The following is a 20,634-nucleotide window of genomic DNA, read 5'->3' on the forward strand; positions in this document are numbered from 1 at the left end:
ACGTTTTCACGCACAAGTCGCTAGTTCTTGGGCCTCTTGCCCGCCTTCACTTCCTCGGGGTAGTCGTCGTAGAACTCGACGTAGCCCTCGTCGCGGCCCGCGAGAACGTAGATCGGGTCCTCGATCTCCTCGACGTTGAAGCCCTGCTTGCGCAGGTCGACCTTCTGGCTCTTGAACGTCGACGTCTGCGCGAGCTCGTCGACCACCCGAATGAACAGCGGGACCGCGTATCCGGGCAACTTGTCGTACAGCGTCGCCGCCAGCGACTTGCCGTCGAAGTCGTCGCCGTCGTTCAGCTTGACCGCCGCCATGCCGGCCCGCCCGCCCGCGCCTTCGATCTCGACGCCGTAGACGGTGCACTCGTCGACGCTCGGATCGATCGACAGCGCCGCCTCCACCTCGGTGGTGGCGACATTCTCGCCCTTCCACCGGAACGTGTCGCCCAGCCGGTCGACGAACGCCGCGTGGCCGAAGCCCTGCGAGCGCATCAGGTCGCCGGTGTTGAACCACACGTCGCCCTCCTTGAAGGCGCCGCGCACCAGCTTCTTCTCCGATTCCTCGTCGTCGGTGTAGCCGTCGAACGGCTGGAAGCTGCTCACCTTGGACAGCAGCAGGCCCGGTTCGCCGTTGCGGACCTTCTTGACCCGGCCCTTGTCGTCGCGCAGCGGCTCACCGCTGTCGTGGTCGTACTCGACGAAGGCGACCGGCGACGGGCAGATGCCGGTGGTCTTGTCCAGGTTGAAGAAGTTGACGAACGCGGTGTTGCCCTCGCTGGCGGCGTAGAACTCGCAGACCCGGTCGATGCCGAAGCGTTTGGTGAAGTCGTCCCAGATCGCCGGGCGCAGGCCGTTGCCGCCGATCACCCGCACCTTGTGTTTGCGGTCGGTGTCCTTCTCGGGCTGGTTGAGCAGGTACGTGCAGATCTCGCCGATGTAGACGAACGCGGTCGCGTCGTAGCGGATCACCTCGTCCCAGAACTTCGACGCCGAGAAAGACTTCCCGATGGCCAGCGTCGCGCCGGCGTTGAGCACCGACGACAGCGCCACCGTCAACGCGTTGTTGTGATACAGCGGCAGGCAGCAGTAAAGCGTGTCCTTGCTGTTCAGCCGCATTCCGAGGCCGCCGAACCCGGCGAGCGCACGCAGCCAGCGGTAGTGCGTCATCACGCTGGCCTTCGGCATGCCGGTGGTGCCCGACGTGAAGATGTAGAAGGCCTTGTCCTTGGCCAGCACGGCCGCGGTGGTCGCGGGATTGCCGGTGGGCGCCGTGGCGGCCAGGCGCTTCATCTCGTCGATGGTGACCAGGCCGTCAGTGTCGGCCCCGGACTCGGTGATCGGTTCGACGAAGTCGGTGTCGGCGACGACGGTCTTGGCACCCAGCAGCCCGAGGCTGTGCTCGAGCACGTCACCGCGCTGGTGGTAGTTGAGCATTCCGGCGATCGCGCCGCACTTGACCGCCGCCAGCATCAGCAGGACCGGGTCGACCGAGTTGCGCAGCATGATGCCGACGACATCGCCGTGCCCGACGCCGCGGGCGGCCAGAACGGCGGCGTAACGGTTGACGCTCTCGTTGGCTTCGCGGTAGGTGACCTCGTCGTCGCCGAACCGCAGGAACACCTTGTCGCCGAAGCGGGCGGCGCGCTCCTGAAAGACCTTGCCGATCGAGGTCTTGGCCGAGGGTCGGGCGCTGAACCCTGTGACCACGCCGCTGACAATCGTCGGCACGTCCGCGATCAGTCCCGGCACGCGGGCGGCGATGTCCAATAGCCCGACGTTGCTGCGAGTCCCCGACTTCTCGGTCATGCGCGTTCGTCCCTCCCTGTTCGTTTGTCGCACACCCTAGTGACCGTGCTCTTGGCGCGGCGCGCACGCCGCCAGGGCCGACTCGACATCGGCGACGACGTTCAATCGGTCCAGCGCGCCCTGCGCGACGTATCCGCTGTCGCGCAGTTCGTGCAACCAGGCCAAGAGGCCGTCGTAGTGCCCGATGGGGTCGAGCAGCACGACCGGCTTGTCATGCATACCCAAATAGCCCGCTGTCCAGGCTTCGAAGAACTCCTCGAGGGTGCCGATCCCGCCCGGCAGGGCGATGAACGCGTCGGCCCGTCCCTCCATCACCTCCTTGCGCTGACGCATCGTGTCGGTGACGACGAGCTCGTCGGCGTCGACGTCGGCGACCTCGCGATGCACAAGTGCCTTCGGGATGACGCCCACGGTGTGCCCACCGCGGGACCTCGCCGCGGTGGCGAGCGCGCCCATCGCCGATACGTTGCCGCCGCCGGAGACCAGGCTCCAGTTCCGCTCGGCGATCGCGGTCCCGACCTCTTCGGCCAGCGCGATGAGCTCGGGGTGTGTGGGGCCTGATGCGCAGTAGACGCAGACCGCCCACTGGCGGTGCGACTCGCGTGGGGGGCTGGGTTCTCCGGACACGAGCACAACCTAGCCGCACGACGATCAAGCGGCCCCGGCCGCGTTGAGGAGTGCGGCGATCGATTTAGCCGCACGACGATCAAGCGGCCCCTTGGCCGCGTTGAGGAGTGCGGCGATCGATTTAGCCATAGACTCCGGCGGTGCCGATTGAGTGGGTCACCTCGCCGCCCGGACCGGCACTCGATTCGATCGAAGCCGGTCTGCAGAAGCGATCCGGCGCCGTCCTGATCGGGCCCGCCGGCGTGGGCAAGACATCGCTGGCGCGCGCCGCGGCCGAACGGTTCGCAGGCAACTACCACCGCGTCGACTGGGTGACCGCCACCGCGCCGATGGCCGCGGTCCCGTTTGCGGCGGTCAGCAGGCTGATCGAGGTCGCGGACACCGGCAAGACCGCGGATCTGTTGCGCAGCGCGCGAGAGACGTTGGGCGACGGACGACTGCTGGTGGTCGACGACGGTCATCTGCTCGACCCGCTGTCGGCGGCCCTGATCTACCAGCTCGCGGTCAGCGGGGCCGCGACGCTGATCGTGACGGTGGCGCCCGCCGGCGTGATGGCCGACGGGGTCTCCGCGCTGTGGGACGACGGCCTGGTCGAGCGCATCGACCTGCAGCCGCCGGGTCACGACGAGCGTCGCCTGGCCGCCTCGGTCGACGAGTTCGTCGCCGCGTTACCTTCGGCCGCCCACCGCGTGTTGGAGTACCTGGCCGTCGACGATCCGCTGGTGCTCGGTGAGCTCGAAGCGTTGACCGACCGCGAATCCGTAGAGGCCGCAGTGTCTTCGGGCGCGGTCGTCGTCGACGACGGCTGGGTGCGTCCGGCGCACCCGTTGTTCGCCGACGCGGTGCGCGAGGCGTTGGGTGGCGTCGAGCTGCGCAGGCTGCGCGGTGAGATCGTCGACCGGATGGCCGAGCGGCCCGGACACGGCGCCGTCGACCGGTTGCGCCGCGCGGTGCTGGCGCTGGACAGCGACAGCCCGCAGGAGCCCGCCGAGGTGTCCGCGGCCGCCGCCGAGGCGTTGCGGCTCGGCGATCTGGTCCTCAGCGAACGGCTCGGCCGTGCCGCACTGCAGCGCTCCGGAGACTTCTCGACGCGGCTGACGTTGGCGTACGCGCTGGCCTGGCAGGGGCGCGGACGCGACGCGGACGCGGTGCTCGCCGACGTGGACAGCGCCGCATTGTCGGAGACCGAGCTGATGGCGTGGGCACTGCCCCGCGCGGCGAACCAGTTCTGGATGCTTTCCGAGCCCGAGCGCGCCACCGCGTTCCTGCGCGCGACGAGAAACCGGGTGTCCACGCCGATGGCGCAGACCACGCTGGACGCGTTGTCGGCGACATTCGCGATGAACGCCGGAAACGTCTCTCGGGCAATGGATATCGCCACCGAGGTGCTTGCCTCGCCGGCCGCCGACGACACGGCCGTCGGCTGGGCCGCGGCGGCCGCGGCGCTGAGTTCGGCGCGGACCGGTCGCTTCGCGGATGTCGACGCGTTGGCCGAACGCGCGATGGCCGCCGGACATCCGGGGCTGTTGCGGTTCACCAGTGGGTTCGGTCAAACGACGGCGCTGGTGATGGCCGGCGAACTGGATCGGGCGCAACAGCTGGCTCAGCGGCTCACGGACTTCGCGCAACTGCAGCAACCCGGGCGCGCGATCGGCGAGGTGCTGGTGGCCGACGTGCTGATCGCCAAGGGTGAACTCGAGGAGGCGGCGCGTCTGTTGCGCCGGGCGGCGGCCGCACTGTCGCCGACCGGGTACTCGTGGGGGCCGTTGGCGTGGATGCTGCTGGCCCAGGCGCTTGGGCAGCTCGGCGCAGGCGCCGAGGCGGGAAAGGCCCTGGCGCGCGCGGAGTCTCGACACGGCCTGAAGTCGATGCTGTTCGCCCCTGAGTTGGCGTTGGCGCGGGCGTGGACGATGTGGGCGCGCCGCGACGAGCACGGCGCCGTCGCCGCGGCCCGCGAGGCGGTGCGCAACGCGGAGCGCGGCGGGCAGTCGGCTGTCGCGCTGCGCGCTCTGGTGGACGCGGTTCGGCTCGGCGATATGCGGGCTGTCGACGCGATCGAGCGGGTCAGCGTCGAATGCGACTGTGACGCCGGACATCTGGCTTTGGCCCACGGCCGGGCCCTCGCGGCGCGGGATGGCGCTGCGCTGGCGGAGGCGTCGCACGGATACGCGACGCGCGGGTGGCACGGTGCGGCCTCCGACGCCGCCGCTCAGGGTGAGGCCCATCGCTGAAAATTGGTGTCCGGACCGGCGCCGCCGCGGCCCTAGGCTTGACTGCCATGAGCGAATTGTTCGCCAGGACCGACCGATTGCGGGGCTGGGCCGGGCTCCACGACCGCATCGCGACCCACCTCTCGCAATTGAGCGGCGGTGCCTCTGAGGCCGCCGGAGTCCAGGCGAGCCACGGCGCGATCGCGGCCGGCGTCGGCGCTGCGTTGTCGAGTGCGCTCGACGCACGGCTCGGCACGGTGCAGGGCGCGGCCGACGAGGGATCGACGATCTCCGAACTGCTGCGCAAGGCTGACCAGCTGTACGAGCAGGGCGACCGCGAGGGTGCTGAGACGTTACGCACGGCTGCCGAAGAGCTTGCAGTCCAACGGGATACGCCCGGCGGAAGCCAGCGCGCGGACATGGGCGCCGGCGCCCCCGTGAGCGGTGAGAGCGCCGGCGCCAACAACCAGATGCTCGGTCAGGTGCTCGGTCAGGTCGGAGCGCTGGCCGGTGCGGTCACGGCGCCGCTGCTGGGTCTCGCCCAAGGGCTGCAACAGGTTCCGCAGCAGATCATGCAAGCGGCCCAAGGAGCTACGACATCTGCTACCGAGGACCCGAAGCGCCGCGACCGCAAACCCGAGGACGCCGACAAGCGATCCGAGGATCCCGAGGAGCCACCCGAACCCGCGGCCCGGGCAGAGCCAAGCGCCCAGGCCGCACCGCAGGGCGACACATCAGCCCAGCCTCCCGCGCCGCCGGTCGTCGTCGAGCCGCCGCGGCCCGCGCAGACGCGTCCGCAGGCGGGCTAGCGCTACAGGTTGCGAGCGACGTCGTCGTCGCCGGACCTGGACTCCGGCGGGGCGACCGGCGCCGGGCCCGCGCCCGTCTCGCCGCGTTCCGGTCCGGACGCGCCGTCCCACGGGCGGTCGTCGGCGCGCTGCAGCAGCTGGCGGTCCTCGCGACCGTCGCCCTGATCGGCCGGAAGCTGGGCGTCCTCGCGCGGCTGCTGGGCCGTCGGACCCGCCGGGGCACCAGCGCCCGCGGCGGCGGCACCACCGGGCGCGCCGCCGCCGGATGCCGTGCCCGCGGCGCCCTGGCCGGTCGAGGATGGGCCGCCCGCCGACTGGGCGCCCTGCATGGCCTGCTGCATCAGCGAGCCGAACATCCCGGTCTGCCCGCCGAGGGCCTGCGACGGGGCACCGGCCATCTGCCCCATCTGGCCGGCCTGCTGACCGACCTGACCGAGCATCCCGACGATCTGGCCGACCGACTGCGATCCGACGTCATCGGAGTTTTCGTAGGCGGCCTGCGCGGCGCCCACCTTGCCCGAGAAAGTGTTCTCCTTGGCCGACAGCGCAGCGACGTTGGCGGTCAGCTGAGCGGCCAGGGTCGGCAGCACCGCCGAGATGGTGGCGCTCATCGCGTCCTGTCCCGGCGCGATCGTCGGGATCTCGGGCAGCTCGACCGCCGCCGCGTTCCAGCTGATGCCCTCAGGCTTCCTCAGCGGGCCACCCATGTGCGCTCCTCGTCACCAGTCGTCATCGTCGTCATCATCCAAGTCGTGCTCGAGCGGCGCGGGCACGGCCAGCCCCGCTACGGTGCCGCCGCTGGCACCGCGCTGCCCCATCATCGGCGCCATCCCGCCCATGCCGCCACCGGCGGCCATCGGGACGGCGCCGCCGGCCGCGGCCGCGCCGGCCGTCGCGCCCTCGCGGGCGGGTGCGGTGCTGACGGCCTTGCTGCCGACGAGGTTCGCCATCTGCGGCGTCTGCAGCGGTGCACCCCCGGATCCGGGCAGCGACGCCGCGCGCACCATGCCCGAACCGCCGCCCGCACCCGAGCCGCCGGCCAGCGGATGATTGGAGAACGACGAGAACGGAAGCCCCGCGGCCCCGAGCGAGTCGGCCTTGCCGCCCTGGCCGAACAGGGACGTCAGCTGTTGCAGCGGCTGCGAAAGCTGCTGGCCCATCTGCTGCGGCACAGCCATCAGCGACTGGCCGAGCTGCATGGGCAGCTGCGCGGCCATCGAGCCCATCTGGCTCATCATCTGCATGGCCTGCTGTGAGCCGTCACCTGCCTGCTGCGCGGCATCTTTACTGCTGTCCTGCGCCTCCTTGCTGCCGGGCACCGGCGGGGCGCCGAACAGCGGGATGCTCGGCGGAACGCCGAGGGTGTTGGCGAGTTCGGTGGTGTTGGCAGTGATGTTGGCGATGTTCTGCGACAGCCCCATCTTGATCCGGCTCTGCACCAGCTCCTGGGTGTTGCTGAACGGCATCGCCGCGATCGCTTCACACTCCTGCTGGACCTCCTGGGCGATCGTGTTGGCCAGCGTCTTCGTCTTCACGACGGTGGCCTCCATCGCGCGCAGCTTGGCGGCGATCGCGGCCGCCTGCGCCGCGTTGGCCTCGTGCCCGCCGATTATGGTGGTGGCCTCGCCCGCCGCGGCCACCGCGCCCGCGCCCTCCCAGGAGTCGGACAGCTTCATCAGCTGGCCTTGCTGTTCGGGGACCACATTGCCGCTGATCTTGCCCGCGAGCGCCTCGTAGGACGCCGCGGCGGCGGCCAACGTCTCCTCGTCGACGTTCGGCCAGCCCGGGCCGGTCACGGTCTGACCACCGTACGGGCTGGAATCGGGCGTGATGCCCATGGCGCGACCCCCTTGATGACACGCTTCGGGTCTCAAACTTACCGTGCCTCGGGTAGCTGTCCGTGCGCCGATTTCGACCCGCACGACGCGCGATCAGGGCATCCGCACCTCCTCGAGACGGCCGCCGGATAGCCGGAGCCACCGCTGCACGCCGATCTCGGTGAGAAACCGCTCGTCGTGGCTGACGACGATGAACGCGCCGCGGTACGCGTTCAGGGCGGCCTCGAGTTGCCCGACGCTGACGAGGTCGAGGTTGTTGGTGGGCTCGTCGAGCAGGAGCAGTTCGGGTGCCGGTTCGGCGAACAACACGCAAGCCAGCGTCGCGCGAAGTCGTTCACCGCCGGACAGCGCGCTCACCGGCAGATGGATGCGGTCGCCGTGGAAGAGGAATTGCGCCAGCAGATGCATGCGGCGCGTGTGCGAGAGGCTCGGTGCGGAGGCGGCCAGACTCTCGGCGACCGTGTCGCGCGGATCGAGCAGGTCGAGCCGCTGCGACAGGTACGCGATGCGACCGCCACTGCGAGCCACCGTTCCGCCGTCCGGTTCCAGGTCTGCGGTCACGATGCGCAACAGCGTCGACTTGCCCGTCCCGTTCGGACCGGTGAGCGCGATGCGCTCGGGGCCGCGCACCGACAGATCGACGCCGTCGAGGATTGGCCGGTCACGCACCAGGAGACGTAACCCTTCGGCGGTGAGCACATCTCGGCCGGCGGGAACGGCGGTCTCGGGCAGATCGAGCACGAGGGTGTCGTGGTCTCGCACCGCGCGTTCGGCCTCTTGCAGACGGTCTCTTGCGTCGTCGACGCGTGCCGCACCGACCCGGTCGACGCGGCCCGCCGACTCCTGCGCACGCCGCTTCTGCGCTCCGGCAACGATTTTCGGCAGTCCGGCGTCCTTGATGTTGCGGGCCGCCGTACCGGCTCGCCGCGCCGCCCGCTCGCGGGCCTGTTGTTTCTCCCGCTTCTCACGCTTGAGGAGCTGTTGGGCGCTGCGCACACTGCTCTCGGCGACGCGTTGCTCGAGCTCGACCGCTTCGGTGTACATCGTGAAATTGCCACCGTACGAGCGGAGTTCGCCCCGGTACAGCTCCACGATCCGGTCCATTCGGTCGAGCAGCAGCCGGTCGTGGCTGACCACGAGTAGACAACCGGCGAAGTCGTCGAGCGCGTCGTAGAGCCGATGCCGCGCGTCGAGGTCGAGGTTGTTGGTCGGCTCGTCGAGCAGGAGTACGTCGGGGCGGCTCAGCAGCTGGGCGGCGATGCCGATGCTCACGATCTCGCCGCCCGACAGCGTGTCGAGCCGACGGTCGAGCGCGATATGGCTCAGGCCGAGGCGATCCAGCTGGGCCCGCGCACGTTCCTCGACGTCCCAGTCGTCGCCGATCGTGGCGAAGACGTCCTCGTCGGATTTGCCGTCGGCGAGGGCGTCGAGCGCCTCGATCACGGGTGCGACGCCCATGAGCTCGGCGACGGTGCGATGCGCGATGTAGGGCAGAGACTGCGGCAGATATCCAAGCCGGCCGTCGACGGTGACGGAGCCCGACGTCGGCGTCAGCTCCGCAGCGATGAGCTTGAGCAACGCGCTCTTCCCCGCACCGTTGGGGGCGATTAGACCGGTTCGGCCCTCGCCGACGGTGAAGGACAGCCCGGCGAACAGCAGCGTGTCATCGGGCCACGCGAAAGACAGATCTGAACAGACGATGGAAGACATGTGAGTGATCTCTTCGTGAATCGCACGGAAGCAGGGACGGTCGGATCCGGGCAGCACCCGGAGACGTCGTCAACTCACATGTCTTCAGGGTAGGTGTGCGGTCAAGCGGTTAAATACCGGCGCAACACGTCGGTCGCGGCGGTGATCTTCGCGGTCTCGACGCGCTCGTCGACACGGTGCGCAAGGTTCGGGTCGCCGGGCCCGTAGTTGACCGCCGGAATGCCGAGCGCGGCGAATCGGGACACGTCCGTCCACCCGTACTTGGCCCGGACCTGGCCCCCGGCGGCCTTTACCAGCGCCGCCGCGGCGGGTTTGGTCAGCCCGGGCAGCGCCCCGGCCGCCGCGTCGGTCAGTTCGATCTCGACGTCGAGGCCATCGAACACGTCGCGAACGTGGTGCAGCGCCTCGTCGACGCCGCGGTCGGGCGCGAACCGGAAATTCACCGTCACCGATGCCGCATCGGGGATGACGTTGCCCGCGATGCCGCCGTCGATGCGCACGGCGGAAAGGCCTTCGCGGTAGGTGCAGCCGTCGATCTCCACACTGCGGGGCTGATACGACGACAGTCGGTCCAGCACCGCGCCGAGCTTGTGAATGGCGTTGTCGCCCAACCACGATCGCGCCGAGTGGGCGCGGGTGCCGGTGGCGCTGATCACGACCCGCAGCGTGCCCTGGCAGCCGGCCTCGATGTAGCCGCCGGACGGTTCGCCGAGGATCGCCACGTCGGCCTGCAGCCAGTCGGGCAATTCCTTCTCGATGCGGTTCAATCCGTTGGCGGACGCCTCGATCTCCTCGCAGTCGTACATCACCAGCGTGATGTCGTGCGTCGGTTCGGCGACGGTGGCGGCCAGGTGCAGAAACACCGCGTCACCGGATTTCATGTCGGAGGTGCCGCAGCCGTGCAACTCGCCGTCGACGAGGCGGCTCGGCAGGTTGTCGGCGACGGGCACGGTGTCGAGGTGGCCTGCGAGCAGAACCCGCGACGGCAGGCCGAGGTTCGTGCGGGCCAGCACGGCGTCGGCGTTGCGGAGGACTTCGAAGTTCGTCTGTTCCCGCAGCGCGGCCTCGACCTCGTCGGCGATGCGCTTCTCGTGGCGCGACTCGCTGGGGATGTCCACCAGCGCAGCGGTCAGCGCGATCGGATCACCGTGCAAATCGAGGCCCACACGGCTGACGTTAGTCTTATCCGCGTGACTTCTGCTGCAGGTATCGGGCTGGCGACGATCGCCGCCGACGGATCGGTCCTCGACACATGGTTCCCGGCACCCGAACTCGGCGGCGACGGCCCGTCGGGCACGACCCGGCTGTCGGTGGCCGAGGTACCCGAGGAGTTGGGCGCGCTGACCGGGCGCGACGAGGATCGCAGCGTCGACATCGTGGCGGTGCGGACGGTGATCTCGTCGCTGGACGACAAGGCCGCCGACGCCTACGACGCCTATCTGCGGTTGCACTTGCTCTCGCACCGGCTGGTCGCGCCGCACGGCCTGAACGCCGATGGCTTTTTCGGCGTGCTGACCAACGTCGTGTGGACGAACCACGGCCCGTGCGCGGTCCCCGACTTCGAGACCGTGCGGGCGCGGCTGCGCAAGCGCGGCCCCGTGACGGTCTACGGAGTGGACAAGTTCCCGCGGATGGTCGACTACGTGTTGCCGACCGGCGTACGGGTGGCCGATGCCGACCGGGTGCGCCTGGGCGCGCATCTGGCCGAGGGCACCACCGTCATGCACGAGGGCTTCGTCAACTACAACGCGGGCACGCTCGGCAGCTCGATGGTCGAGGGGCGCATCTCGGCGGGCGTGGTGGTCGGCGACGGATCCGACGTCGGCGGCGGCGCGTCGATCATGGGCACGCTCTCGGGCGGTGGCACCGAGGTGATCTCGATCGGCAAGCGGTGCCTGCTCGGCGCCAATGCGGGCCTTGGCATTTCGCTCGGCGACGACTGTGTCATCGAGGCGGGGTTGTACGTCACCGCGGGCACCAAGGTGCAGACCGGCGACGGCAAGACCGTCAAGGCGCGGGAACTCTCGGGCGCCAACAATCTGTTGTTCCGGCGCAATTCGCTGTCGGGCGCCGTCGAGGTGGTCAAGCGCGACGGCACCGGCATCACGCTGAACGAGGCCCTGCACCAGAACTGACTGGGCTTCCGCTCTGCCGCGAGCGGGCTCAATCCGCCGCGGCGTTGGGCTTCAGCGGCGGACAGCGCCCATCGACCGCGGCCAGCTCGAAGTGCCAGATTTCGTTGGCGTAGACCTGGCACAGGCCGAACTCTCGACCGTTGGCGATGAGCCACTTGTCCGCCTCGACGGGACCGATATCGACGGCCTGACCGGTGACGTGCTTCGACTTCTCCGGCGATGCCACGAATTCCCGTGCGGCTCCGACGCTTCCGTACCTGATGACACCGTCGGCGAACAGTCTTTCTTGGAAACCCTTCGATCGCCACCCCGACGAGATGCGCATCTCGATGCCGTCACTCTCGGCGTGGCGGGCCGCCTCCTGAACCGCCTCGCGCAGCGCCGGGTCCAGCCACTCCACGATCGGATCGCTGCTGTCGAACGGGCTGAGCATGCGACCGTCGGGCAGCCAACCGCCGACGGTGTCCTGCGCTGCCGGTCCGAGCGTCATGGGTTCCTGGCCGAAAAGGGGGGCCGGCGCCGGAGGCGGCGCGGCCGTACCGCACGCCGCGATTGCGCACACCGAAACCGCCGCGAGCGTGCACATGAGGCTGAGTTTTCGCGGCGTGTCGTGTACAAACACGCACGCTCGCGCCAATGGGGGCCGAGGGGTCAATCTTCGGCGGCCAAGGAGAATTCGTTGCCCTCGGGATCGGCGAGCACAACCCAGGTTTCGTCGCCCTGGCCGATGTCGACGTGCCGGGCGCCGAGGGCGACGACGCGCTCGACCTCGGCCTGCTGGTCGTCGGGTCGAAAGTCGAAGTGGATGCGGTTCTTGACGACCTTCTCGTCGGGCACCGCGAGGAACAGCCAGTTCGGGCCCGCACCCGGCGGCGCGTGCAGCACGACATCGCCGTCGGCGTCGACGTCGTGGGGCCAGCCCAGCACCTGCGACCACCACTTGCCCAGCGCTGAGGCATCGTGGGCGTCGATGCAGATCTCGTCGAACTCGAGCGTCACCGTGACAGCTCCTTCTTGAGCACCTTGCCCATCGCGTTGCGGGGCAGCGAGTCGACCAGCCGCACCTCGCGTGGCCGCTTGTGTACCGAAAGCTGTTGCGCCACAAACTCAATCAACTCATCAGGGCTGGCATCGCCGACGACGAACGCGACGATGCGCTGGCCGAGGTCGTCGTCGGGCACGCCGACCACCGCCACCTCGCGCACGCCGGGGTGCCCCAGCATCGCGGTCTCGATCTCCCCCGCCCCGACCCGGAAGCCGCCGGTCTTGATCAGGTCGACGGACTCGCGTCCGACGATGCGGTGCATGCCGTCGGAGTCGATCACCGCGACATCGCCGGTGCGGTACCAACCGTCGGCGTCGAGCACCTCGGCGGTCGCGTCGGGCCGGTTGAGATAGCCGTCGAACAGAGTCGCGCCGCGAACGTGAAGTTGGCCAATGGTTTCCCCGTCGTGCGGGACCGCGGCACCGTGCTCGTCGACCAACCGCGTCTCGATACCGCTCAACGGCAGACCCACCCAGCCCGGTCTGCGCTCACCATCGGCGCGGGTGCTGATCGTGATCAGCGACTCCGTCGAACCGTAGCGTTCGATCGGCCGGTGCCCGGTCCGCTCGGCCAACTTGTCGAACACCGGCACCGGCAGCGGGGCGCTGCCCGAGACCAGCAGCCGCGCCGACTTCAGCGCGGCGGCGGATTCCGCGTCGTCGGCCACCCGAGACCACACCGTCGGAACCCCGAAGTACAGCGACCCGCCAGCGGCCGCGTAATCCTGCGGGCGCGGTTTACCGATGTGCACGAACCGATTTCCAATGCGCAGCGAACCGAGCAGGCCGAGGATCAACCCGTGCACGTGGTACAGCGGCAGCCCGTGCACCAGGATGTCGCCGGGCGTCCACTGCCACGCCTCGGCGAGCGCGTCGATGTCGGCGGCGATCGCGCGGCGGCTGATAGAGACGCCCTTGGGCGGGCCGGTCGTGCCGGAGGTGTAGATGATCAGCGCGGGCGACTCGTCGGCGGGTTCGGCGTAGCGGTGCCACGAGCGCGCGTGCAGCCGGGCCGGGACGTGCTGCAGACCCTCGGTCTCGTCCGGCTTCTCCCCCAGCCACGCCTGCGCGCCCGAGTCGGTGAGGATATGCCTACGCTCGGCGGCGCCGACGTCGGCGGGCACCGGCACAACGGGCACACCGGCGATCAGACACCCCGTCACCGCCAGCACCGTCTGCACCGTCGGCGTGGCCAGCACGGCGACCCGCTGCGCACCGGCGACGCGTTCGGCCACCGAGGTCGCCGCACCCACCAGATCGCTGCGCGACAACCGCGCCCCGTCGATGCGGACAGCGTCCTCGATGTCGGCGCCACCCGCGACGGCGGCGGGGTTCAACGAAGCCAGCAGCATAAGCAGCGAGGTTACCCACATCGGCTCGGCGATACTGGGCGCGTGACCCACATCGAGCGGCTGGCCTCACGCGAGGTGTACCGGAACAACTGGATGACGCTGCGTGTGGACGACGTCCGCAGGCCCGACGGCAGCGACGGCATCTACGCGGTCGTCGACAAGCCGACGTACGCCCTGGTGATCGCGCGAGACGGCGACCGGGTCCGGTTGGTCGAGCAGTTCCGCTATCCGCTGGGTCTGCGGCGGTGGGAGTTCCCGCAGGGCACCGCGCCTGACCAGCAGGACCTCGCTCCCGCCGACCTCGCGGCACGCGAACTGCGCGAGGAGACGGGTCTGCGCGCGACGGAGTTCGTGCGCCTCGGCCTGCTCGACGTGGCGCCGGGGATGAGCAGCCAGCGCGGCTGGGTGTTCCTGGCGACGGGCATCACCGAGGGCGAGCACGACCGCGAGCACGAAGAACAAGACATGCACAGCGAGTGGTTCACCTGCGACGAGGTCGAGCAGATGATGCGCGACGGCGTCATCACCGACGCCCAGTCGATCGCCGCATGGGGCCTGCTGTTGCTGTCGGGGCGTTGATTCGAACCGCGACCGGCGCGTCGAGACCAATCCGTGACGGTGTCGTAGCCTTCAGCAAACCGTGTCGCGGACGTCGGCGGTGATTCGGCTCAGTAGTGTTCCCGACATGTCTGTCCGCACCCTGACCAGCGCGCTGTTCGGGGTGACTTGTGCTGCCGCCGCGAGCCTTTCGGCGCTGCCGTCGGCGGATGCAGCGAACCCGGCATGGAACGGGCGCTACCAGATCGTCACCTACGCGTCGGACAAGATGGGCACCAGCATCGCCGCGCGTCAACCCGAACCCGACTTCGGCGCGCAGTACGTGCTGGTGACCGACTGCTCGGCAGGGTTGTGCGTGGCCACCGTCGTCGAAGGACCGGCGCCGAGCAATCCGACCATCCCCCAACCGATCCGCTACACCTGGGACGGCGCCAAGTGGCAGTACGCCTACAACTGGCAGTGGGAGTGCTTCCAGGGAGACGGCGTGCCGAGCCAGTACGCCCCGGCCCGGTCGCGGGTGTTCTACGCCCCCGACATCGATGGACAGCTGTTCGGGACCTGGCACACCGAGATCCTCGCCGGGCCGTGCCGCGGCACGGTTCTGATGCCCGTCGCCGCCCGCCCCGTCTAAGCGCTGCGGCGTTCGGCCAGCGCCCGCAGGAAGAACATCAGGTTCGCGGGGCGTTCGGCGAGCCTGCGCACGAAGTATCCGTACCACTGGCTGCCGAACGGCACGTACACCCGCACATGATTACCGGCATCGGCGAGCCTGCGCTGCTCGGCGTCGCGGATCCCGTACAGCATCTGGTATTCGAAATCGTCGACGCCGCGGCCGTTCTCGGCGGCCAGCCCGGGAACCGCAGCGATGATCGCCGGATCGTGGGAGGCCACCATCGGGTAGCCGGCACCCGCCATCAGCACCCGCAGGCAACGCAGATACGAGTCGGTGACGTCGTCGCGGTCACGATAGGCCACCGACGCAGGTTCGTCGTATGCGCCCTTGCACAGGCGGATTCGCGCCCCCGAAGCGGCGAAGTCTTGACAGTCGGCGTGGGTGCGCTTGAGATAGGCCTGCAACACCGTTCCCAGCCAACCGAATTCGGTTCGGAGATCGCGAACGATCGACAGGGTGGAGTCGGTGGTGGTGTGGTCCTCGGCGTCCACCGTCACCCACACCCCGATGCGCTGTGCCCGCTCGCAGACGGTGTGGGCGTTCTCCAGCGCGATCTTCTCCCCGTCGCGGGGCAGCGCCTGGCCGAGGGCCGACAACTTCAGCGAGACCTCCAGCGGCGCTATAACGGCCAGCCCCTCCCCGCGCCGCGCGAAGCCGTCGAGCAGTGCCAGATACGCGTTGACGTTCTCGGTCGCGGTGTCGGCGTCCGTCACGTCTTCGCCGAGGTGATCGATCGACACGAGGCGCCCCGAAGCCCGTAAGCGCGCAACGGAGTCGAGCGCGTCGTTCACCGTCTCTCCCGGCACGAACCGGTGCACGACCTCCCGCGTGAGGGGCAGCCGCTCGGCGGTCCTACGCAGGTAGTCGCGCCGGCTGGCGGCCAATATCGCCGGTCGCGCGACGTGATCGAAGACCCCCATCACTGCCCCATGTGCGGGTAGTTGTGGTCGGTAGGCGGAACGAGCGTCTCCTTGATCGACCGCGCCGACGTCCACCGCAGCAGGTTCAGCGGCGACCCGGCCTTGTCGTTGGTCCCCGAGGCGCGCGACCCGCCGAACGGTTGCTGCCCCACGATGGCGCCGGTGGGCTTGTCGTTGACGTAGAAGTTGCCGGCGGCGTGGCGCAGTCGTCGCTCGGCCTGCAGCACCGCGGCGCGATCGTCGGCGATCACCGCGCCGGTCAGCGCGTACTTCGCGCCGGTATCGACGACGTCGAGGATGCGGCCGTAGTCGTCGTCCGGGTAGACGTGTACGGCCAGGATCGGGCCGAAATACTCGGTGCTGAACGCCTCGTCGGCCGGATCGTCGGACAGCAATACGGTCGGCTGGACGAAATAGCCCTCCGAGTCGTCGTATTCACCGCCGACGGCGATGGTCACGTGGGCGTCCTTCGCCCTCTCGATGGCCTTGACGTTCTTGGCGAACGCGCGGTCGTCGATCAGCGCGCCCCCGAAGTTGCTCAGGTCGGTGATGTCGCCGTAGCGCAGTTCCTCTGTCGCGGAGAGAAAGTCGTCGCCCATCTGCTGCCACACCGAACGCGCGACGAACGCTCGCGACGCCGCCGAGCACTTCTGGCCCTGATAGTCGAATGCGCCGCGGATCAGCGCGGTGTGCAGCACGTCGGGTTGCGCACTGGCGTGCGCGACGATGAAATCCTTACCGCCGGTCTCCCCCACCAGGCGCGGATAGCCGTGGTAGCGGTCGATGTTGGCGCCGACCTCCCGCCACAGGTGCTGAAAGGTGGCGGTCGACCCGGTGAAGTGGATGCCGGCCAGTCGCGGATCCGCCAGCGCCACATCGGAGACCGCCACCCCGTCGCCGGTGAGCATGTTGATGACGCCGGGCGGCAGGCCGGCCTGTTCTAGCAACTGCATGGTCAGATAGGCGGCGAAGGTCTGGGTGGGCGACGGCTTCCACACCACGGTGTTGCCCATCAAGGCCGGTGCCGTCGGCAGATTGCCCGCGATCGCGGTGAAGTTGAACGGCGTTATCGCATAGACGAATCCGTCGAGTGGCCGGTAATCGGTGCGGTTCCACACCCCGCGCACGCTGATCGGCTGCTGGGCCAGGATCTGTCGCGCGAACGAGACGTTGAATCGCCAGAAGTCGATCAGCTCGCAGGCCGCGTCGATCTCGGCCTGATACGCCGACTTGGACTGTCCGAGCATGGTGGCGGCGCAGAGCCTTTCGCGCCATGGCCCCGCGAGCAGGTCGGCCGCCCGTAGGAAGACCGCGGCCCGTTCGTCGAACGGCGTCGCCTCCCACTGCGCCTTGGCGGCCATCGCGGCTTCGACGGCAGCGGCGGCGTCGGCGTGGGTCGCGTTGGTGAGCGTCCCCAGCCGCCCAGAAGGATCGGTGTGGCGGTGTGGCTGCACCACGTCGATCCGTTCCCCGTCACCCATGCGGTACCGGCCGCCGATGACGTGCGGCAGGTCGACGGGATCGGCGGCGACGGTGCTCAGTGCTTCGACGAGTCGGGTGCGTTCACCCGAGCCGGGCGCGTAGTCGTGGACCGGCTCGTTGGCCGGTACAGGCACGTCAGTGATGGCATCCATGGCGAAATGATGCTCGGATTCGACACCGAATCCGATGGACGATCCGACAACACGATCGAGGTTCTATAGTCGGATCAGACAAAGGGGCATGCGATGGAGCCACGGTCCGGGCTGGGGTTGGGTCAGCTGCTGCTCGCACTGGACCGCACCATGGTGACGCTGGTCGAGGCGCCGCGCGGCCTGGACATGCCGGTCGCGTCGGTCGCGCTGGTCGACGCCGACGACGTTCGGCTGGGCCTGGCCGTCGGTCCCGGGTCCGCCGATCTGTTCTTCCTGCTCGGTGTCGACGACACAGAGGCGGTCCGCTGGCTCGAACGGCAGTCCGCGGGAACGGCCCGGGCGCCCGCGGCCATCTTCGTCAAACACCCCACGAGCGCCGCCGTCGAGCGGGCGGTCGCGCTGGGCACCGCGGTCGTGGCCGTCGAACCGCAGGCCCGCTGGGAGTCCCTGTACAAGTTGGTCAACCACGCCTTCGACCACCACGGCGACCGCGGCGACCCGCACCACGATCCGGGCACCGACTTGTTCGGCCTGGCCCAGTCGATCGCCGACCGCACTCGCGGAATGATCAGCATCGAAGACGAGGACTCGCATGTGCTGGCCTATTCGGCCTCCAGCGACGAGGCCGACGAACTGCGCCGGTTGACCATTCTGGGGCGCGCCGGCCCGCCCGAGCACCTGGCCTGGATCGCGCAGTGGGGCATCTTCGACGCCCTGAGATCGGGCACCGATGTCGTGCGTGTCGCCGAACGGCCGGAGCTCGGGCTGCGACCGCGCCTGGCCGTCGGCATCCATCTTCCCGACCGCAAGGCCACCCGCTTCGCGGGAACCATTTGGCTGCAACAAGGTTCGACGCCGCTGGCAGACGATGTCGAGGACGTATTGCGGGGCGGGGCGGTCTTGGCGGCCAGGATCATGTCGCGGCTGTCGGCCTCACCATCAACGGACACCCGACAGGTACAGGAATTGCTCGGCCTGTCGGGGGACGCCGCCGATGTCGTCTCTCTGGCGAGGGAACTCGGTATCCCGGCCGACGGTCGCGCCGCGCTGGTCGGGTTCGCCGACCCCGAGGGGACGGCGCCGGCCGGCGTGATCGCGCTGAGCGCCGGTGCATTTCGGCCCGATGCGCAGATCGCCTCGAGCAACGGCCGGGTCTATGTGCTGCTGCCGAAGATCGGCGCGGCCTCGTCGGTGATGTCCTGGGTGCGCGGCGTGGTCGCGACGCTCGACCGCGAACTGGGCCTCTCGCTGCGGGCCGTCGTCGCAGCCCCGATCACGGGGCTGGCGGCCGCCGCGGGCGCACGCACCGAGGTGGACCGGGTCTTCGACAGCGCACAACGCCACCCCGGCGCCATCGGCGACGTCGCGTCGCTCGACGATGCACGGATCACCGTGCTGCTCGACGAGATCGTCTCCCGGATGGGTCCGCGCCTTGTGGACCCACGGATACATCGACTGCGCGAACAGGATCCGGTGCTCGCGGAAACGCTCGGCGCCTACCTCGACGCGTTCGGCGACATCGCCGCGGTCGCGCACCGGATGCACGTGCATCCCAACACCGTGCGCTACCGGATCCGCCGCATCGAGAAGCTGCTGTCGACGTCGCTGACCGATCCCGATGACCGGCTGGTGCTCGCGCTGGGCCTGCGCGCGACGGAGGCTTAGGCCGAAAGGCGCTGCGCCGCAGCGGCAATACGCTCGTCGGTCGCGGTCAGCGCGATCCGCACATGCTTGGTTCCTCGGGCGCCGTAGAACTCGCCGGGTGCGACGAGGATGCCGAGCTGCGCGAGCCAGGTGGCGGTGTCGCGGCACGGCTCGCCGCGCGTGGCCCACAGGTACAACCCGGCCTCGGAGTCCTCCACGGTCAACCCCGCCGAACGCACGGCGGGAAGCAGGATCTCGCGCCGTTTCGCATACCGGGCCCGCTGCTCGCGTTCGTGCTCGTCGTCGTCGAGCGCGGCGACCATCGCGCCCTGCACCGGTGTCGGCACCATCATCCCGGCGTGCTTGCGGACCGCCAGCAGTTCGGCGACCACCTCCGGATCGCCGGCGACGAACCCGGCCCGGTAGCCGGCCAGCGACGACGTCTTCGACAGCGAATGCACGGCCAGCAACCCGGTGTGGTCACCGTCGCAGACCGACGGATGCAGGACCGAGACTGGTTCGGCGTCCCAACCCAGGCCGAGGTAGCACTCGTCGGAGGCGACCAGAACCCCGCGCTCGCGCGCCCAGCCGACCACCTTGCGCAGATGGTCGACGCCGAGCACCTTGCCGGTCGGGTTGCTCGGCGAGTTCAAAAACACCAGGGCCGGTGTCTGCGGACCCAGCTGTGTCAGCGAATCGGCCCGCACAATCTGCGCACCCGCCAGCCGCGCGCCGACGTCGTATGTCGGATATGCCAGCTCGGGCGCCACCACGGCGTCGTCGGGGCCGAGGCCCAACAGCGTCGGCAACCAGGCGATGAGCTCCTTGGTGCCGATCACCGGCAACACCGCGTCGGGCGAGAGGCCCGAGACGCCGTAGCGCCGCTCCAGCGCGTTCACCGCCGCCTCACGCAGCGCCGCGAGGCCCGCCGTCGTCGGGTAACCGGGTGACGCGCTGGCCGCCGCGAGCGCATCGCGGATGACGGGCGCCACCGGGTCGACCGGAGTGCCCACGGACAGGTCGACGATGCCGTCCGGGTGCGCGCGCGCCAGCGCGGTCACGTCGGCCAGGGTGTCCCAGGGGAACGCCGGCAGCGACGCGCTGACGCGCCTACGGAGCCGTGCGTGAGCCGTTATCAGTCCTCACCTTGCGGCGGCAGGCTCTTGACCGGCTCGGGGTCGTTGTCGGTCTGACCCACCTTCGACGCACCGCCGGGCGAACCCAGCTCGGTGAAGAAGTCGGCGTTGACCTGCGTGTAGCTGCTCCACTGGTCGGGCACGTCGTCTTCGTAGTAGATGGCCTCGACGGGGCACACCGGTTCGCAGGCACCGCAGTCCACGCACTCATCCGGGTGGATGTAGAGCATGCGAGCGCCCTCGTAGATGCAGTCGACAGGGCATTCCTCGATACACGCCTTGTCTTTAACGTCGACACAAGGTTCGGCAATGACGTACGTCACCGTGTTCTCCTCAAGGTCTCCTCGATCTCCTGTCCGGTGGGCTGCCGTACGGGGTGGGCATCCAAGCTCGGCCGCAAGTATCCGTGGTCGATACCTGCACGGTCGTCTCAGTGTGCCCTAACTTCACACGCAACCCGGGTTAGGGGTTGCGCGTGGTTACTGATACTAAACGTTGCACATACAGCTGCCTAGCAGACACCCCTCTTCTGCGGCTGGCCC

19 protein-coding genes are annotated in these 20,634 nt (G+C 69.3%); 6 read left to right on the top strand and 13 right to left on the bottom strand.

Features of this window, described 5'->3' with window-relative positions; genetic code table 11:
- Positions 1-20: 20 nt before the first annotated feature.
- Together fadD6 and log are read right to left on the bottom strand one after the other, a co-directional pair.
- Entirely contained in the window at positions 21-1,802 is a 1,782-nt protein-coding gene (fadD6, locus tag A5752_RS02470; RefSeq protein ID WP_067081589.1) for a long-chain-acyl-CoA synthetase FadD6, read from the bottom strand.
- A gap of 36 nt (positions 1,803-1,838) precedes the next feature.
- Positions 1,839-2,429: a cytokinin riboside 5'-monophosphate phosphoribohydrolase gene (gene log / locus A5752_RS02475; RefSeq protein WP_067081753.1), complete on the bottom strand. Its 591-nt coding sequence runs from the start codon at positions 2,427-2,429 to the stop codon at positions 1,839-1,841.
- Positions 2,430-2,569: 140 nt separating this feature from the next.
- Between log and A5752_RS02480 the strand changes: the two genes are divergently transcribed.
- Positions 2,570-4,660 (top strand): AAA family ATPase, encoded by a 2,091-nt coding sequence (locus A5752_RS02480; protein WP_067081592.1) that lies wholly within the window; start codon positions 2,570-2,572, stop codon positions 4,658-4,660.
- A gap of 47 nt (positions 4,661-4,707) precedes the next feature.
- The gene (locus A5752_RS02485) at positions 4,708-5,448 is read left to right on the top strand and encodes a type VII secretion target (RefSeq protein ID WP_067081595.1); all 741 of its coding nucleotides are present in this window, start codon (positions 4,708-4,710) and stop codon (positions 5,446-5,448) included.
- A 2-nt stretch (positions 5,449-5,450) separates the two neighbouring features.
- Here the strand turns inward: A5752_RS02485 and A5752_RS02490 are convergent, their stop codons facing one another.
- From A5752_RS02490 to dapE, 4 genes are all read right to left on the bottom strand, one after another.
- Entirely contained in the window at positions 5,451-6,155 is a 705-nt protein-coding gene (locus A5752_RS02490; protein WP_067081598.1) for a hypothetical protein, read from the bottom strand.
- Positions 6,156-6,167: 12 nt separating this feature from the next.
- The gene (locus A5752_RS02495; protein WP_067081601.1) at positions 6,168-7,286 is read right to left on the bottom strand and encodes a hypothetical protein; all 1,119 of its coding nucleotides are present in this window, start codon (positions 7,284-7,286) and stop codon (positions 6,168-6,170) included.
- Between the two features lie 93 nt (positions 7,287-7,379).
- Entirely contained in the window at positions 7,380-8,996 is a 1,617-nt protein-coding gene (locus A5752_RS02500; RefSeq protein WP_067081756.1) for an ABC-F family ATP-binding cassette domain-containing protein, read from the bottom strand.
- Positions 8,997-9,097: 101 nt separating this feature from the next.
- Positions 9,098-10,162 carry a succinyl-diaminopimelate desuccinylase gene (gene dapE / locus A5752_RS02505; RefSeq protein ID WP_067081606.1) on the bottom strand — a complete coding sequence of 355 codons (1,065 nt, stop codon included), beginning with the start codon at positions 10,160-10,162 and terminating at the stop codon, positions 9,098-9,100.
- Between the two features lie 24 nt (positions 10,163-10,186).
- Between dapE and dapD the strand changes: the two genes are divergently transcribed.
- The gene (dapD, locus tag A5752_RS02510) at positions 10,187-11,131 is read left to right on the top strand and encodes a 2,3,4,5-tetrahydropyridine-2,6-dicarboxylate N-succinyltransferase (protein ID WP_067081609.1); all 945 of its coding nucleotides are present in this window, start codon (positions 10,187-10,189) and stop codon (positions 11,129-11,131) included.
- 28 nt (positions 11,132-11,159) lie between these two features.
- Here dapD and A5752_RS02515 read toward each other — a convergent pair whose 3' ends face one another.
- From A5752_RS02515 to A5752_RS02525, 3 genes are all read right to left on the bottom strand, one after another.
- Positions 11,160-11,717 (bottom strand): M15 family metallopeptidase, encoded by a 558-nt coding sequence (locus A5752_RS02515; protein ID WP_067081759.1) that lies wholly within the window; start codon positions 11,715-11,717, stop codon positions 11,160-11,162.
- A 65-nt stretch (positions 11,718-11,782) separates the two neighbouring features.
- Positions 11,783-12,130, bottom strand: coding sequence for a VOC family protein (locus A5752_RS02520; protein ID WP_067081614.1), 348 nt, complete (start codon positions 12,128-12,130; stop codon positions 11,783-11,785).
- The gene (locus A5752_RS02525; RefSeq protein ID WP_067081763.1) at positions 12,127-13,527 is read right to left on the bottom strand and encodes an acyl-CoA synthetase; all 1,401 of its coding nucleotides are present in this window, start codon (positions 13,525-13,527) and stop codon (positions 12,127-12,129) included. The genes A5752_RS02520 and A5752_RS02525 overlap by 4 nt, the downstream gene beginning before the upstream one ends.
- Positions 13,528-13,620: 93 nt before the next feature.
- Here A5752_RS02525 and A5752_RS02530 point away from each other — a divergent pair, with 93 nt between their 5' ends.
- On the top strand, positions 13,621-14,106 hold the full coding sequence (locus A5752_RS02530; protein ID WP_067081765.1) for an NUDIX domain-containing protein: 486 nt from the start codon (positions 13,621-13,623) through the stop codon (positions 14,104-14,106).
- A gap of 106 nt (positions 14,107-14,212) precedes the next feature.
- On the top strand, positions 14,213-14,716 hold the full coding sequence (locus A5752_RS02535; protein WP_067081617.1) for an Rv2253 family sensor-like surface protein: 504 nt from the start codon (positions 14,213-14,215) through the stop codon (positions 14,714-14,716).
- On the opposite strand, the gene A5752_RS02540 is transcribed toward A5752_RS02535, so the two are convergent.
- Together A5752_RS02540 and pruA are read right to left on the bottom strand one after the other, a co-directional pair.
- Complete coding sequence (locus A5752_RS02540) at positions 14,713-15,678, bottom strand: proline dehydrogenase family protein (protein WP_067081620.1); 966 nt, start codon at positions 15,676-15,678, stop codon at positions 14,713-14,715. The genes A5752_RS02535 and A5752_RS02540 overlap by 4 nt on opposite strands.
- Positions 15,678-17,312 (bottom strand): L-glutamate gamma-semialdehyde dehydrogenase, encoded by a 1,635-nt coding sequence (pruA, locus tag A5752_RS02545; RefSeq protein WP_067081623.1) that lies wholly within the window; start codon positions 17,310-17,312, stop codon positions 15,678-15,680. The genes A5752_RS02540 and pruA overlap by 1 nt, the downstream gene beginning before the upstream one ends.
- 93 nt (positions 17,313-17,405) lie before the next feature.
- Between pruA and A5752_RS02550 the strand changes: the two genes are divergently transcribed.
- A complete protein-coding gene (locus A5752_RS02550) occupies positions 17,406-18,977 on the top strand; it encodes a PucR family transcriptional regulator (protein WP_067081626.1) in 1,572 nt (523 codons plus the stop codon).
- Here the strand turns inward: A5752_RS02550 and dapC are convergent.
- Positions 18,974-20,092, bottom strand: coding sequence for a succinyldiaminopimelate transaminase (gene dapC, locus A5752_RS02555; protein WP_067081628.1), 1,119 nt, complete (start codon positions 20,090-20,092; stop codon positions 18,974-18,976). The two genes, A5752_RS02550 and dapC, sit on opposite strands and share 4 nt — an antisense overlap.
- Entirely contained in the window at positions 20,092-20,415 is a 324-nt protein-coding gene (gene fdxA, locus A5752_RS02560) for a ferredoxin (protein WP_067081631.1), read from the bottom strand. The genes dapC and fdxA overlap by 1 nt, the downstream gene beginning before the upstream one ends.
- Positions 20,416-20,634: the final 219 nt, after the last annotated feature.

The sequence above is a fragment of the Mycobacterium sp. 852002-51961_SCH5331710 genome, assembly GCF_001665535.1.
Lineage (GTDB): Bacteria > Actinomycetota > Actinomycetes > Mycobacteriales > Mycobacteriaceae > Mycobacterium.